The organism is Pseudomonas sp. FW305-25, assembly GCF_017351415.1.
Lineage (GTDB): Bacteria > Pseudomonadota > Gammaproteobacteria > Pseudomonadales > Pseudomonadaceae > Aquipseudomonas > Aquipseudomonas chlororaphis.
Genome location: NZ_JACNDE010000002.1, coordinates 14326 through 29697 on the forward strand (window position 1 = coordinate 14326; position 15372 = coordinate 29697).

The 15372-nt window shown below is 63.3% G+C and carries 13 protein-coding genes; 6 read left to right on the top strand and 7 right to left on the bottom strand.

What is annotated here, in order from left to right; all coding sequences use genetic code 11:
* Nucleotides 1–62 precede the first annotated feature (62 nt).
* Nucleotides 63–1142, top strand: coding sequence for a tRNA epoxyqueuosine(34) reductase QueG (gene queG / locus J4E58_RS02460; RefSeq protein ID WP_087089892.1), 1080 nt, complete (start codon nt 63–65; stop codon nt 1140–1142).
* On the opposite strand, the gene J4E58_RS02465 is transcribed toward queG, so the two are convergent.
* Nucleotides 1124–1738: a trimeric intracellular cation channel family protein gene (locus J4E58_RS02465; RefSeq protein ID WP_169915460.1), complete on the bottom strand. Its 615-nt coding sequence runs from the start codon at nt 1736–1738 to the stop codon at nt 1124–1126. The two genes, queG and J4E58_RS02465, sit on opposite strands and share 19 nt — an antisense overlap.
* A gap of 172 nt (nt 1739–1910) precedes the next feature.
* Nucleotides 1911–2453 carry an oligoribonuclease gene (orn, locus tag J4E58_RS02470; protein ID WP_007921399.1) on the bottom strand — a complete coding sequence of 181 codons (543 nt, stop codon included), beginning with the start codon at nt 2451–2453 and terminating at the stop codon, nt 1911–1913.
* A 107-nt stretch (nt 2454–2560) separates the two neighbouring features.
* Between orn and rsgA the strand changes: the two genes are divergently transcribed.
* The gene (rsgA, locus tag J4E58_RS02475) at nt 2561–3592 is read left to right on the top strand and encodes a small ribosomal subunit biogenesis GTPase RsgA (RefSeq protein ID WP_007921400.1); all 1032 of its coding nucleotides are present in this window, start codon (nt 2561–2563) and stop codon (nt 3590–3592) included.
* 86 nt (nt 3593–3678) lie between these two features.
* Here the strand turns inward: rsgA and motB are convergent, their stop codons facing one another.
* Both motB and motA read right to left on the bottom strand, forming a co-directional pair.
* Complete coding sequence (gene motB, locus J4E58_RS02480; RefSeq protein ID WP_009041899.1) at nt 3679–4719, bottom strand: flagellar motor protein MotB; 1041 nt, start codon at nt 4717–4719, stop codon at nt 3679–3681.
* 3 nt (nt 4720–4722) lie between these two features.
* Nucleotides 4723–5574 (bottom strand): flagellar motor stator protein MotA, encoded by an 852-nt coding sequence (gene motA, locus J4E58_RS02485; protein ID WP_007921402.1) that lies wholly within the window; start codon nt 5572–5574, stop codon nt 4723–4725.
* Nucleotides 5575–5740: 166 nt separating this feature from the next.
* Here motA and J4E58_RS02490 point away from each other — a divergent pair, with 166 nt between their 5' ends.
* Genes J4E58_RS02490 through asd form a run of 3 tightly spaced genes read left to right on the top strand, consistent with a single transcriptional unit; the run spans nt 5741 to nt 9016 of the window.
* Nucleotides 5741–7279, top strand: a complete 1539-nt coding sequence (locus J4E58_RS02490) for an HDOD domain-containing protein (protein ID WP_087089889.1) — start codon at nt 5741–5743, stop codon at nt 7277–7279.
* Nucleotides 7280–7322: 43 nt separating this feature from the next.
* Complete coding sequence (rhdA, locus tag J4E58_RS02495; protein WP_087089887.1) at nt 7323–8138, top strand: thiosulfate sulfurtransferase; 816 nt, start codon at nt 7323–7325, stop codon at nt 8136–8138.
* 17 nt (nt 8139–8155) lie between these two features.
* The gene (gene asd / locus J4E58_RS02500; RefSeq protein WP_053259415.1) at nt 8156–9016 is read left to right on the top strand and encodes an archaetidylserine decarboxylase; all 861 of its coding nucleotides are present in this window, start codon (nt 8156–8158) and stop codon (nt 9014–9016) included.
* Nucleotides 9017–9087: 71 nt separating this feature from the next.
* Here asd and serB read toward each other — a convergent pair whose 3' ends face one another.
* Nucleotides 9088–10302, bottom strand: a complete 1215-nt coding sequence (gene serB, locus J4E58_RS02505; RefSeq protein WP_102673002.1) for a phosphoserine phosphatase SerB — start codon at nt 10300–10302, stop codon at nt 9088–9090.
* A 134-nt stretch (nt 10303–10436) separates the two neighbouring features.
* Here serB and J4E58_RS02510 point away from each other — a divergent pair, with 134 nt between their 5' ends.
* Complete coding sequence (locus J4E58_RS02510; RefSeq protein WP_087089883.1) at nt 10437–11981, top strand: AhpA/YtjB family protein; 1545 nt, start codon at nt 10437–10439, stop codon at nt 11979–11981.
* Between the two features lie 235 nt (nt 11982–12216).
* Here the strand turns inward: J4E58_RS02510 and J4E58_RS02515 are convergent, their stop codons facing one another.
* On the bottom strand, nt 12217–12930 hold the full coding sequence (locus J4E58_RS02515; protein ID WP_087089881.1) for a membrane integrity-associated transporter subunit PqiC: 714 nt from the start codon (nt 12928–12930) through the stop codon (nt 12217–12219).
* A gap of 179 nt (nt 12931–13109) precedes the next feature.
* Nucleotides 13110–15368, bottom strand: a complete 2259-nt coding sequence (gene parC, locus J4E58_RS02520) for a DNA topoisomerase IV subunit A (protein WP_009041892.1) — start codon at nt 15366–15368, stop codon at nt 13110–13112.
* Nucleotides 15369–15372: the final 4 nt, after the last annotated feature.

The window sequence follows — 15372 nt, forward strand, 5'->3', positions numbered from 1 at the left end:
CGTCTTCGGGCTCCGATGTCTGGCAGAATTATACGCACCTCAGCCCCGGTTTCTCTCGCCTCATGCCTGCCATTACCACCGATCTGCCCGCCCTCGCCCAATCGATCAAGGATTGGGGCCGCGAGCTGGGCTTTCAGCAAGTCGGCATCAGCGGCCTGGACCTGGCCGAGCATGAGCAGCACCTGGAACGCTGGCTCGAGGCCGGCTACCACGGCGAAATGGACTACATGGGCGCCCACGGCAGCAAACGCTCCCATCCGGATGAACTGGTGCCCGGCACCCTGCGCGTGGTGTCCCTGCGCATGGATTACTTGCCCGGCGACACCCAGATGGCGCAGCGCCTGGCCCAGCCGGAAAAGGCCTATGTCTCGCGCTACGCCCTGGGCCGCGACTATCACAAGCTGATTCGCAAGCGCGTACAGCAACTGGCCGAGCGCATCCAGAAGGAAATCGGCCCGTTCGGCTATCGCGCCTTCGTCGACAGCGCCCCGGTGCTGGAAAAAGCCATCGCCGAACAAGCCGGGCTCGGCTGGATCGGCAAGAACACCCTGGTACTCAACCGCAAGGCCGGTAGCTATTTCTTCCTCAGCGAACTGTTCGTCGACCTGCCCTTGCCGGTGGACGAGCCACACGCCACCGAGCATTGCGGCCGCTGCACGGCATGCCTGAACATCTGCCCGACCAAGGCCTTCGTCGGCCCTTATGTACTGGACGCCCGGCGCTGCATTTCGTACCTGACCATCGAACTGAAAAACGCCATTCCCGAGGATCTGCGCCCGCTGATCGGCAACCGGGTGTTCGGCTGCGACGATTGCCAGATCGTCTGCCCGTGGAACCGCTTCGCCCGCCCTTCCGGCGAAGGCGACTTCAAGCCACGCCACAACCTCGACAATGCCGAGCTGGCCGAACTGTTCATGTGGGACGAGGACAAGTTTCTCAGCAGCACCGAAGGCTCGCCGCTGCGCCGCGCCGGCTATGAGCGCTGGCTACGCAACCTGGCGGTGGGGCTGGGTAACGCACCGTCGAGCATTCCGGTGCTGGAAGCCCTGAAAGCCCGGCGGGATTACCCGTCAGAACTGGTGCGCGAACACGTGGAATGGGCGCTGAAGCAGCACGCCAGCCGTCATTGCTCGTCGTTGTAGACGAACTTGGGCATTTCCCAGTGAAAACGGATCGCCAGCAGGCGCAGTAGGAAACCGCCGAACAGGGTGATGAGGATCGACTGCTCGCCGGGCAATTGCAGATAGATGCAGAGCATGTAGCACCAGGCCGCGGCGAACGAGACGCTGGCATACAACTCACGCCGGAAGATCAGCGGAATATCGTTGCAAAAGATGTCCCGCAGGATGCCGCCGAACACCCCGGTAATCACCCCGCTGACCGAAGCCACCACCATGCCGTGGCCCATTTCCAGGGCGGTCATGCAACCGATCAGGGTGAACGCCACCAGCCCCACGGCGTCGAGCACCAGGAACAGCGAACGCAAGTGGCGCATCAAGGGTGCGATGAAGATCGTCACCAGGGCCGCAACCGAGGTCAACACCAGGTACTCCGGGTGCTTGACCCAGGTCAGCGGGTAATGCCCCAGCAGCACGTCACGCACCGAACCGCCACCCAGGGCCGTGACGCAGGCGATCAACACCACCCCGAACCAATCCATGCCGCGACGACCGGCGGACAAGGCGCCAGTCATGGCTTCGGCGGTAATGGCAATCAGGTAAAGCATCAGCAGCATGATGGCGGTCCTTACAGGAAGGCGCGCAGTCTACTCAGTTGCTGTCGGCACCAAAAGGGGGCACCGGCTGGAATTGCTGGAGCCCCCTGGAGCGATCTATCGCGAGCAAGCCTTGCGCGACCCCGTAGGAGCGAGGCTTGTCCGCGATGGCGTCAGAACCGGCGCCAGCGCACCATCAGAGCTTGATGAAGTGCTTGCGGTAATGCTGCAGTTCGGCGATCGACTCACGGATGTCGTCCAGGGCCAGGTGGGTGCTGCCCTTCTTGAAGCTGTCGCGCACGTCCGGCGCCCAGCGGGCCGCCAGTTCCTTGAGGGTGGAAACATCAAGGTTGCGGTAGTGGAAGTAGCTTTCCAGCGCCTTCATATGGCGATACAGGAAGCGGCGATCCTGGCAGATGCTGTTGCCACAAATCGGCGACTTGCCCTTGGGCACCCACTGCTCCAGGAAGGCGATGGTCTGCGCTTCCGCTTCAGCCATGCTGATGCGGCTTTCACGCACGCGCTGGGTCAGCCCCGAACCGCCGTGCTGGCGGGTGTTCCACTCATCCATGCCGGCGAGAATTTCATCGCTCTGGTGGATGGCGATGACCGGACCTTCAGCCAAGGTATTGAGATTGCTATCGGTGACGATGGTCGCCATCTCGATGATGACGTCGGTATCAGGGTTCAGACCGGTCATTTCCAGATCGATCCAGATCAGATTCTGCGGGTTTTGCATGTGTGGGCTCCTCGGCGTAGTTGCGCAGTTTAGCCTAGAGGGACCTGCCGGCGTGCTAAACTCGCGGCCGTTTTACCTAACCGCCGCATTATCGACACGGAACACCAATGGCCAAACGCCAGCTCAATCGTCGCCAAAACTGGCGCATCGAAAAGATTCAAGGCGAACGCGCCGCCCGCGCCGCCAAACGTGAATCCTCTGCCGTGGAAGCACTGGAAGGCGGCGATCTCGGCCCCGAACAGACCGGCCTGGTGATCGCCCACTTCGGTGTGCAGGTCGAGGTCGAGGCGCGCGAGGGCGAACTGGCCGGCCAGGTGTTCCGCTGCCACTTGCGGGCCAACCTGCCGGCGCTGGTGACCGGCGATCAGGTGGTCTGGCGTCCGGGCAACCAGGGTATCGGCGTGATCGTCGCGCAACTGCCGCGCCACACCGAGCTGTGCCGTCCCGACAGCCGCGGCCAGCTCAAGCCGGTGGCCGCCAACGTCGACATGATCGTGATCGTCTTCGCCCCGCTGCCCGAGCCCCATGCCAACCTGATCGACCGCTACCTGGTCGCCGCCGAACATGCCGGCATCCGTCCGCTGCTGCTGCTCAACAAGTTCGACCTGATCGACGAGCAGAATGCCCCCGCCCTGAACGCCTTGCTGGCGGTCTATCGGCAACTGGGCTACCCGGTGCTGGAAGTCTCGGCGCACCACGGCGACGGCATGGAACAGCTGCAAGCGCAGCTGGACGGACGGATCAGCGTGTTCGTCGGCCAGTCGGGCGTGGGCAAGTCGTCGCTGGTGAACAGCCTGCTGCCGGAAGTCGAAACCCGCGTCGGGCCTTTGTCGGAGCTGTCCGGCCAGGGCACCCACACCACCACCACCGCGCGCCTGTTCCACTTCCCGGGCGGTGGCGAACTGATCGACTCCCCGGGGATTCGCGAATTCGGCCTGGGCCACGTCAGTCGCGCCGATGTCGAAGCAGGTTTCATCGAGTTCAACGACCTGCTGGGCACCTGCCGTTTCCGCGACTGCAAGCATGACCGCGAACCGGGCTGCGCCCTGCTCAAGGCCCTGGAAGACGGGCGGATCCAGCAGCAACGGATGAACAGCTATCGCTCGATCATCGCCAGCCTGCCGGACAGCAGCTATTAATAGGTAGCACCACGCTGAAAAAAAAGGCCGCGATGATCGCGGCCTTTTTTATCGAGCACTCTTTATACAGAGCCCGCCGTTACCAATCACCGCGCGGCTGGAGGCGTAGCTGCGGGTGCAGCCGCGCCTTCGGTCTTCGGAGCTGCGTCGTCGAAGATATTCAGGCGCTCGCGCAGCTCATGGGCCGGCAGCGGCTCCTGCTCCGGCGGCAAGGCGTTCGGGTCGACCGGCACTTCGCCCGGGGCGCCCTGGCCCTGGGTCGGTGCCGGGGCCTCGGGAGCGACTTCGCCTTCGATCGCGCGCTGGGCCTTTTTGGTCAGCACCACGATGTCGATACGCCGGTTGATCGGGTTGAACGGGTCCTTGCGATCGAACAGCGATGACGAGGCATACCCCACCACGCGAGCCACCTGGCCGTCCGGATAGCTGCCCGCCACCAGCGCCCGACGCGCGGCGTTGGCACGGTTGGCCGAAAGCTCCCAGTTGCCGAAATCGCCGGTGCCCGAGTAAGGCTTGGCATCGGTGTGACCGCTGATGCTGATCTTGTTCGGCACCGCCTTGATGGTGTCGGCCATGGCCAGCAGGATGTCCTCGAAGTACGGCTTCAGGCGTGCACTGCCGGAGTCGAACATCGGCCGGTTTTCCGAATCGATGATCTGGATACGCAGGCCGTCCGGAGTGATCTCGAACAGAATCTGGTCCTTGAACTTCTGCAACTGCGGGTTTTCTTCGACCTTGTTCTGCAGCTCTTGAAGCAACAGCTCCAGACGCTCCCTCTCAACCTGCTCGGCCATGCTCTCGACCTGGTCGGTATCGACCGTAACCTTGTCCGGCTGCGGCTGCGACTTGATCTCGGGGTTGAGCGTGTTTTCCGGCGCCAGCTCGGGAGAACCGCCCAGGTCGATGATGTAGGGCGTGCCGCTTTCCGAGAAGCCGATCGGGTCCTTGAAGTAACCGGCAATGGCGATCTTCTGTTCCGGGGTGGCAGTGGATAGCAGCCACAGCACCAGGAAGAACGCCATCATCGCCGTGGCGAAGTCGGCGAAGGCGATCTTCCATGCCCCGCCGTGATGCCCGCCGGCAAAGCGCTTGACGCGCTTGATGATAATCGGCTGATTGTTTTCCATGGCTTAGCGACCGCGAACCGCTTGTTCCAGCTCGGCGAAGCTCGGACGGTGCGCCGGGTACAGGACCTTGCGCCCGAACTCCACGGCCAGCGAGGGCGGCATGCCGGAAGCCGAGGCCACCAGGGAGGCCTTGATGGCTTCGTAGACGTTCAGCTCTTCCTTGGCGTCGTGGGCCAGGGAATGGGCCAGCGGGCCGAAGAAGCCGTAGGCCGCGAGAATACCGAAGAAGGTACCGACCAGTGCCGCACCTACGTGCAGACCGATGGACTTCTGGTCGCCATCGCCCAGGGACGCCATGGTCACCACGATACCCAGTACCGCCGCGACGATACCGAAACCCGGCATGCCGTCGGCGATGCCGTTGACCGCATGGGATGGATGCTCGAGGTCTTCCTTGAGGCTGAACAGCTCCATGTCGAACAGGCCTTCCAGTTCGTGGGGAGCCATGTTGCCGGAGGACATGATGCGCAGGTAGTCACAGATGAACGCAGTCATGCGCTCGTCTTTGAGCACGGATGGATACTTGGCGAAAATCGGGCTGGCGGCGGCGTCTTCGATATCGCCCTCGATCGCCATCATGCCTTCGCGGCGGCTCTTGTTGAGGATCTCGTAGATCAGGCCCAGCACTTCCAGGTAGAAGGTCTGGGAAAAACGCGAACCGAACATCCCCAAGGACTTCTTGAGCACGTGCATGGTCATGTAGCCGGGGTTCGCCTGCAGGAACGCCCCCAGCGCGGCGCCGCCGATAATCAAGACCTCGAAAGGCTGGATCAGGGCGGCAATCTTGCCGTGAGAAAGCACGTATCCGCCGAGCACGCTCGCGAACACGACGATGATGCCGATAATTTTAGCCATAGGTAGGAAGGTACTTACTGAGTCGGGTTCAAGGTCATATTCGGAAGTTCTTAAAACTCTTCTTCTACTTATCGGCAAAACTGCGCCAGACTATAGGCCGTTAAGGCGAAAAGCCAGTTTGGCCCGCTCTGGGCGTGTTTACAGCAGACGATGATTGCGCCCAGCCATGTCTAATGAAACGACAGTCCCAACTACCGCCCCCCACTCCCTCGAATCCTGGATAAAGCTGCTTGACGCGGTCCGCCTGCCGGTGCCGCAGGCCAGCCATGACCGGGTCTGCAAAGCCATCAGGGACAATCGCAGCTCATTGCGCGACATTGCCGACCTGATGCAGGACAGCCCCGCGCTGGCCTTGAGCGTGATTCGCGAAGCCAATCGCCACACCCACGGCAGCATGAGCGAGCCGGCCGAGAACCTCGAGGTCGCCCTCAACCGCCTGGGCCTGGCGCGTACCGAAGAATTGCTCGCCCGCCTGCCCGCCCAGCCCGAGCAGGAGATCCCGGTCGGGCTGCGCCAGTTGCAACTGATCAGCCAGCACGCAACCCAACAGGCCAACGGCTTTTTTGCCGGGCGCCTGGCCAGGCTCTGGCAGGACATTCACTGGGGCAGCCTGCTGTTTCTCTCGCCGCTGTGGCCCTTGGCGCTGGCCTATCCAAAACTGCTCGAAGAGTGGGAGCTGCGTGTCGTCCATAAAGCCGAACCGGCCCAGGAGGTCGAGCAGGAACTGTTCGGCGTCGGCCTGCTTCAGTTGGGCCAGGCCCTGGTGGAGGTCTGGCACTTGCCGATCTGGGTACAGCAAGGCTACCGCCTGCTGATCGACGAGCAGGACCAATTGGTCAAGGCCCTGCATATCGCCCGGGACAATGCCCATCCGCTGCACCAGCGACAATGCCTGGATGCCGATCCGGCCCTGCAGCGCTGGCTGAACCAGCCGGCCAACAGCGTGCTGCTGGCCAACGCCCTGGCCCTGTCGGCGCAAGAGTCCTGGACCGGCCCGCACTGCATGCGCTGGCAATACCTGACCAGCCTGTACCTGCAAATGCCGATGGACGAACTGCAACAACAGTTGCACCAGCAAGCCGCGCAGAGTGCCCGGCATCACCGCATGCCCGATCTGTGGCATCCGGCCGAGGCGCTGCTCTGGCCCTGGGAGGCCCGGCGCGCGCATCGCGGCGAGCTCCCGGTTCCCGCACCGACCGCAGAAGATCTGGCCAAGTGGCGCAAGCAATGCAGCGAATTGCTGGTGGAACCCAGCCGCTTCAGCAATGCCATGCACCTGACCACCTTTGCCCGCGACGCCCTGGTGGCGTGCGGCATGCGCCGGGTGATGCTGCTGATGGTCGACCGCACGCGGACCCAGTTGCGCGTGCATCAGATCGCCGGGCTGCCCGCCCCCGCCATGAACCTGGCATTGACGATCAACCAGAGCAGCGTATTGCAAAGGCTGCTGGACGCTCCGGCGCAAGTGCGCCTGACGCCGACCAACAACGCCCAGTTCTCCGCCCGTCTACCCGCCAGCCTGCGCACGCTGTTTCGTGGCGAGCACCTGCTGATGCGCTCGGTGCCCAGCAATGGCCGGGCAATCATGCTGATCGTCGCCGACCAGGGCGGCCAACCCTTCTCGGAAATCTCCGTACAGGCGTTCGGCAAGACCGCGCAGTGCATCGAAAAGGCCCTGCACAGCTTTACCAACCGCAGCCGCTGAAGCTTGCGCTACAATCCCTCCCTTTGTGCCCTGGAGACCTCACATGCCTGACTTCTCTGGCTTGCCGCTGGTGATCGAGCCGAGCGACCTGCTCCCTCGCCTCGACGCCCGCGAACTGATTCTGGTGGACCTGACCAGCGCCGCCCGCTATGCCGCGGGCCATATCCCCGGCGCGCACTTCGTCGACCCCAAGCGTACCCAGCTCGGTCAGGCACCGGCGCCAGGGCTGATGCCGCCACAGGCAGCCCTTGAAGCCCTGTTCGGCGAACTGGGGCATAACCCGGACGCGGTCTACGTGGTCTATGACGACGAAGGCGGCGGCTGGGCCGGGCGCTTCATCTGGCTGCTGGATGTCATCGGCCACTCCCGTTACCACTACCTGGACGGCGGGCTGCTGGCCTGGCTGGCCGACGGCCTGCCGGTCTCGAATGAAGTCCCGGCGGCCGTCGGCGGCCCTATCGCCCTGACCCTGCACGACGAACCGACCGCCACCCGCGAATACCTGCAAAGCCGTCTTGGCGCGGCCGACCTGGCGATCTGGGATGCCCGCGGCCCCCTGGAGTACTCGGGGGAGAAAGTCCTCGCCGCCAAGGGTGGGCACATTCCCGGCGCGATCAACTTCGAGTGGACGGCAGGCATGGACCCGGCGCGCAACCTGCGGATCCGCAGCGACATGCCGCAGATCCTCGAACAGCTCGGCATCAGCAAAGACAAAGAAGTGATCACCCACTGCCAGACTCACCATCGCTCTGGCTTCACCTATCTGGTGGCCAAGGCGCTCGGTTATCCGCGAGTCAAAGGCTATGCCGGTTCCTGGGGCGAATGGGGCAACCACCCTGACACGCCCGTAGAGATTTAAGGTTTTAAGGACAGTTAATGAAAAAGCGTTTGTTTATCCTCAGCCAGTACCTGCTGCCTCACCACCTGCTGTCGCGCCTGGCCGGCTGCATTGCCGAGTGCCGCGTGCGCTGGTTCAAGAATGCCTTCACCGCCTGGTTCGCCAAGCGTTATCAGGTGGACATGTCCCAAGCGCTGGTGGAAGACCTGACCGCCTATGAGCACTTCAATGCCTTTTTCACCCGCGCGTTAAAAGACGGCGCCCGCCCGCTGGACCAGACCCCGGGCGCGATCCTCAGCCCAGCCGACGGCGCGGTCAGCCAACTTGGCCCGATCGAGCACGGTCGGGTATTCCAGGCCAAGGGCCACAGCTTCAGCGTGCTGGAACTGCTGGGTGGCGACTCGGCCCTGGCAGCCCCGTTCATGGGCGGCGATTTCGCCACCATCTACCTGTCGCCGAAGGACTACCACCGCGTGCACATGCCGCTGGCCGGCACCCTGCGGGAAATGGTCTACGTGCCGGGACGGATCTTCTCGGTCAACCAGACCACCGCGGAAAACGTGCCGGAGCTGTTCGCCCGCAACGAGCGCGTGGTATGCGTTTTCGATACCGAGCGCGGCCCGATGGCCGTGGTCCTGGTCGGCGCGATGATCGTGGCCTCGATCGAAACCGTCTGGGCCGGCCTGGTGACTCCGCCCAAGCGCGAACTGAAGACCGTGCGCTACGACGAAGCCGCCCGCGCGCCGATCCATCTGGAAAAGGGCGCCGAATTGGGCCGCTTCAAGCTGGGTTCCACCGCGATCGTGCTGTTCGGGCCGGAGCAAGTGCAGTGGGCCGAAGAACTGGCGGCCGGCTCGCCAGTGCAGATGGGCCAGGGCATCGGCCTGGCCAAGGCCTGAGCCTTGGGCATAAAAAGCCGGACATAAAAAAACGCCGCAGATCGCGGCGTTTTTTTTGCCTTGGATTCAGCTCAGAGCTGGCCGTCGCGATCGCGGAAGCCCAGCAGATAAAGCACGCCATCCAGGCCCAGGGTGGAAATCGCCTGCTTGGCCGACTGCTTGACCAGCGGCTTGGCGCGGAAGGCCACGCCCAGGCCGGCAATCGCCAGCATCGGCAGGTCGTTGGCGCCGTCGCCGACCGCGATGGTCTGCTCCAGGCGCAAACCTTCCTTGGCGGCCAGCTCGCGCAGCAGATCGGCCTTGCGCTGGGCGTCGACAATCGGCTCGACCGCGACACCGGTCACCTTGCCGTCGACCACTTCCAGCTCGTTGGCGAATACGTAGTCGATCCCCAGCTTGACCTGCAGCTGCTTGGCGAAGTAGGTGAAGCCACCCGAGAGGATCGCAGTCTTGTAGCCCAGGCGCTTGAGTTCGGCGAACAGGGTCTCGGCCCCTTCGGTCAGGCGCAGCGATGCGCCGATGGAGTCCAGCACCTTAATGTCCAGGCCCTGGAGCAAGGCCAGGCGTTCCTTGAAGCTGGCACGGAAGTCCAGCTCGCCGGCCATGGCCCGCTCGGTGATTTCCGCCACCCGGTCACCCACGCCGGCCGCCTTGGCCAGTTCGTCGATGACTTCCGCCTCGATCAGCGTCGAGTCCATGTCGAACACCGCCAGGCGGCGGTTGCGACGGAACAGCGAGTCTTCCTGGAAGGCGATATCGACGTTCAGCTCCTGGGCGACGCTGAGGAACTCGGCACGCAATGCCTGCGGATCGGCCGCTTCGCCCCGCACGGAGAACTCGATGCACCCCTTGCCCTTGTCGGCCGGGGTGTCCAGCGGCATGCGCCCGGAGAGGCGATCGATGTGGTCGATGTTCAAGCCGTACTTGGCGGTGATCGAACTGACGCGCTGCAACTGCTCGGCCGTGACCTTGCGGGTCAGCAAGGTGACGATATGGCGCTTCTTGCCCTGGCCGCCGACCCACTGCTGGTAATCCTCTTCGGAAACCGGCGTGAAACGGACCTGCTGGTCCAGCTCATAGGCGGTGAACAGAATGTCCTTGAGCACCGACGAACTCTGCTCGTTGTCCGGAATTTCAACCAGGATGCCGAACGACAGAGTGTCGTGAATCACCGCCTGACCGATGTCGAGAATGTTCACACCACCCTGGGCCAGAACGCCGGTAATGGCCGCAGTGAGACCCGGACGGTCTTCACCAGTGATGTTTATCAGGACAATTTCGCGCAAGGCGCACCCCCGCAGGTGGAAAAAAACCGCATTCTACCCACTTTCAGTGACCATCGGGCACAGCCAGCGCTTTGCCGGTCTAGGGCCTGTCGCTATACTGCGCCTCAACTTCACGGACAAAAGAGCCGAGCTCAGTGAACCGGCCCACGCCAGTTAAAACCGATAACTTCTTCCTGCTGATCTTCCGTGCACTGCGTCACCGCCGTGTACCGATTGCATTGCGCATTGCCAGCCATAACGTGATCCTGGTCGCCCTGGCCCTGGTGATCTATGCCTGCGTGATGGGCCTGCAGTTCAAGCAGGCCATGCACGAACAAGCCGACGCCCTGGGTCAGAGCCTGACTACCCAGACCGCGACCTCGGCCACCGAGCTGTTGGTGTCCAACGACATCCTCAGCCTCAACGTGCTGCTGAATAACCTGACCAAGAACCCGCTGGTTGCCCATGCGGCGATCTACAGCGTGGACAACCGCATCCTCGCCGAAGCCGGTCAGCGCCCGAAAAGCAGCCTGCTGGGTGAAACCGAAGGCGTCTACCAGACCAAGATCACCTTCCAGGACGTGACCGCGGGCAACCTGCGCATCAGCCTGGACATGGAACAATTCCAGCAGCCGATGACCATCAGCCTGCAGAGCATGGGCATTCTCAGCGCGATCCTGCTGGCTTTGGCCCTGGCCTTGAGCCTGCGCCTGGGACGGCACATCTCCACACCGCTGATGCAACTGCGGGTCTGGCTGCGGGATATCGACGAAAACACCCCGGCCACCCAGCGCCAGGACGAGATCGGCGACCTGGCGCGCCAGCTGCACGCCAGCTTCGCCCCCGAGAAGGTCGAGCCGGAACCCGAACCGGAAGCCGAGATCGACGACACCGACTACGACGACAGCGAAGACGCGGAACCGACCTTCGAGGTGCGCAACCTGCGTGACCCGAGCTTCGATGAAAGTGCTCCGGTGGCCGGGCTCAAGCCCGCGCCGCGGCACGTGATCAATGCCGAAGAGGACCTGGCCGACGATGAAGACCCGTTCGCCGACCTTCGCGACAGCTCGTCCACCGCGACCGCTGCCAAGCCGATCGTGAAACCCACGATACCGGCACAGCCGCAGCACAGTGCGGTACTGGCTGTGCAACTGGGCGCCCAGGAGCAACTGCGCCGCCTGCCCCGCGCCCGTCTGACGGAATTGCTGGAACGTTATCGCGACTGCCTCGACCAAGCCGCCTCGCTGTACCAGAGCGAACTGCATACCCTGAACGACGGCAGCACGCTGATGCTGTTCCACAGCGAAGACAGCGGCGACGACTACCTGACCAATGCCATCTGCTGTGGCGAGTTGCTGCGCGCCCTGGGCCACGCCCTGCAAATCGAAGTGGCCGACAGCGGCATCACCCTGCAGCTGCAACTGGGCCTGACCCTTGGCGAAGAGCTGTTCGGCCTGAGCCAGATCGATCTGCTGCTGACCGAGACCGCCCAGGACGCCCTGGCGCTGTCCCAGCACAGCCGCAACCTGCTGCTGGTCGAGCGCAAGATCAACGATGACGCCCTGATTCGTCAGCGCGCGCGCATCCGTCCGATCGCCAGCCCGGAAGGCGCCTGCTGCGTCGAACGCCTGATGGAGCCCTACCCATCAATGCTGGAACGGCAACTGGCGCGGATGCACGAGACCCGAGCCAAGCTCTAAGCCAGCCGCCCAACAAAAAGCCCGCAGCGATGCGGGCTTTTTGTTGGGCGTTGATCGGGCTGACGCCATCGCGGGCAAGCCTCGCACCTATCTGCTTCTGTAGGAGCGGCCGGTCGACGCTCGATTGCCCGCAATAGCAATCTGCAGAACACCGCAGAGCGCCCGAGCCACCGAACAACTCCCCAGAAACGACAAAGCCCGCTGATCAGCGGGCTTTGTCCTGGAACCGCAACACTCAGAAGCGGAACACTTCCATATCCGTGCGGATAGGCGTGGCCATTGGAATCTTCGGCTGCTTCTCCTGCTCGGCCGGCTTTGCCGCCGGCGCAGGCGCCGCCTTGCGGGGTACCTCGGCTACCGTAGGCTGGTTGGCCAGCGGCTTGAGGGCACCCGACAGCTGCTCGGCCAGGCGTTGCAGCAATACGCCCTGGGCCTGGACCTGGGACGCGGTGGTACCCGCATGCTGCTCCTGCAGATGAACGATACGGTTGTCGCGAACCTGCCCACGGCGATCGATCAGGCGCCATTGCGCATCGAGAACCGCCGGTTGCGAGGCGCCCGAATCCAGGCGAGTGATCGACAGCAACACCTGAACATCCGGAGTGAAACCGGTGCTCGCCGGCGCCAGCACTACACGCTGGCTGTCCAGCTGGCCGGCGACCTGACGCAACAGCAACTGATCGATATCGGAAGACAGGCTGCCGGCCCAGCGACCGTCGGTCGAAGCCAGCAGGCTGCCGTCGTTCTGACGTTGCAGCAAGGTTTCACGTTGCAGGTAGTCGGCAACCAGTACCGGCCCCAGCAATACGGCCATACCGGCGCTTTGTGCCGGTTGAGCTGGACTTCCGCTGTCCAGCTGATACAGCGATACCGGCTGGTGTACGCTGCAACCCGCCAGGCCAAGAACGCCAGCGAGCAAGAAAACAAGAGGAAGGCGCAGAGCAGTCATCATCCCATCCAGGTGGCGGCCACAAGGCTAGCCACAGTGTAAATACTCAAAATAACCCTGAATAACGCTCAGCCACGCCGGCGCTTGAAAGCGCATATCATCCGTGAATATGCGCCATGACTCCAGTGTTGTAGCGCCGATCTACCGGTTAAATCGCAGATCGGACGCTCTAACCCGCATCAATTGAGAGTTTCTACCAACAACGCATCCACTCGCTGGAAGCCTCGTGGCAGCTTGTTACCCCGGCGACCGCGCTCGCCCTTGTAATGTTCGAGGTCATCAGCCTTGAGCGACAGGGTACGTTTTCCGGCCTGCAGCACCAGTGTCGCGCCTTCCGGCAGTACCGCGATATCGGTCACGTACTCCTCGCGGCTGGCCACTCGCTCACCCGGAATCCCGATGATCTTGTTGCCCTTGCCTTTGCCCAGCTGCGGCAGGTCGCTGATCTTGAACACCAGCAAGCGCCCTTCGGTGGTCACCGAAGCCAGCCAGTTCTGTTCACGATCGCTCACCGGCCGCGGCAACAGCACCTTGGCGTTGTTCGGCAGGCTCAACAACGCCTTGCCGGCCTTGTTCTTGGCTTGCAGATCCTCGCCCTTGACCACGAAGCCGTAACCCGCGTCGGAGGCGATCACGTACAGCGCCTCATCGTCCGGCAGCAGCACGCATTCGAAACTGGCCCCAGGCGGCGGCGTCAGGCGTCCGGTCAGCGGCTCGCCCTGGCCACGGGCCGATGGCAGCGTATGCGCCGCCACCGAATAACTGCGCCCGGTGGAGTCGATAAACACCGCGAACTGGTTGGAGCGCCCGATGGCCGAGGTCTTGAAGCCGTCGCCGGCCTTGTAGGACAGCCCCGTGGCGTCGATATCATGCCCTTTGGCGCAACGTACCCAACCTTTTTCCGACAGAACGATGGTGACCGGCTCGGTCGGCATCAGCTCGTTTTCCGACAGGGCCTTGGCCTCGGCGCGCTCGACTATCGGCGAACGACGGTCGTCGCCGTAGGTTTCGGCGTCCTGCAGCAATTCGGTGCGCACCAGCTTCTTCAGCTTGGCTTCGCTGTTGAGCAGGGCTTGCAGCTTGGCCTGCTCCTTGAGCAGCTCGTCCTGCTCGGCGCGCAGCTTCATCTCTTCCAGCCGCGCCAACTGACGCAGGCGAGTATCGAGGATGTAGTCGGCCTGCACTTCGCTCAGGGCGAAACGTTCGATCAGCTTGGCTCGCGGCTGGTCCTCGGTACGAATGATGTGGATCACTTCATCCAGGTTGAGGTAGGCGATCAGCAAGCCGTCCAACAGGTGCAGGCGGCGCTCGACCTTGTCCAGGCGGAACTGCAGGCGGCGGCGCACCGTCAGTACGCGGAACTCCAGCCACTCCACCAGCAGGGCGCGCAGGTTCTTCAGTTGCGGCTTGCCGTCCAGGCCGATGATGTTGACGTTGACCCGGTAGCTGGATTCCAGCTCGGTGGTGGCGAACAGATGCTGCATCAGCTCGTCGGGATCGACCCGGTTGGAACGCGGAATGATCACGATCCGGCATGGGTGCTCGTGGTCCGACTCGTCGCGCAGGTCGGCGACCATCGGCAGCTTCTTGGCCTGCATCTGCGCGGCGATCTGTTCCAGCACCTTGGCGCCGGACACCTGGTGCGGCAGCGCGGTGACGATGATGTCGCCATCCTCGATGCGATAGACGGCACGCATGCGCACCGAGCCGCGACCGGTTTCATAGATTTTCAGCAGGTCGGCGCGCGGCGTGATGATTTCCGCCTCGGTCGGATAGTCCGGGCCCTGAATGTGCTCGCAGAGCTGTTCGACCGTGGCCTTGGGCTCATCCAGCAGGCGCACGCAAGCGGTGGCGACTTCGCGCAAGTTGTGCGGCGGCACGTCAGTGGCCATGCCCACGGCGATACCAGTGGTGCCGTTGAGCAGGATATTCGGCAAACGTGCCGGCAATACCAGGGGTTCCTGCAGGGTACCGTCGAAGTTCGGCCCCCAGTCCGCAGTGCCCTGGCCCAGCTCGCTGAGCAGCACTTCGGAGTAACGCGACAGGCGCGCTTCGGTGTAACGCATGGCGGCGAAGGACTTGGGATCGTCCGGCGCACCCCAGTTACCCTGGCCGTCCACCAGCGTGTAGCGATAGCTGAAAGGCTGCGCCATCAGCACCATGGCTTCGTAGCAGGCCGAGTCGCCGTGGGGGTGGAATTTACCCAGCACGTCACCCACCGTACGGGCGGACTTCTTGTGCTTGGAATCGGCATCCAGCCCCAGCTCACTCATGGCGTAGACGATACGCCGCTGTACCGGTTTCAGGCCGTCGCCGATATGCGGCAAAGCACGGTCCATGATCACGTACATGGAGTAGTTGAGGTAGGCATTTTCGGTGAAGTCAGCCAGCGATCGGCGTTCTACGCCATCCAGGCTGAGATCCAGGGAGTCGCTCATGCGG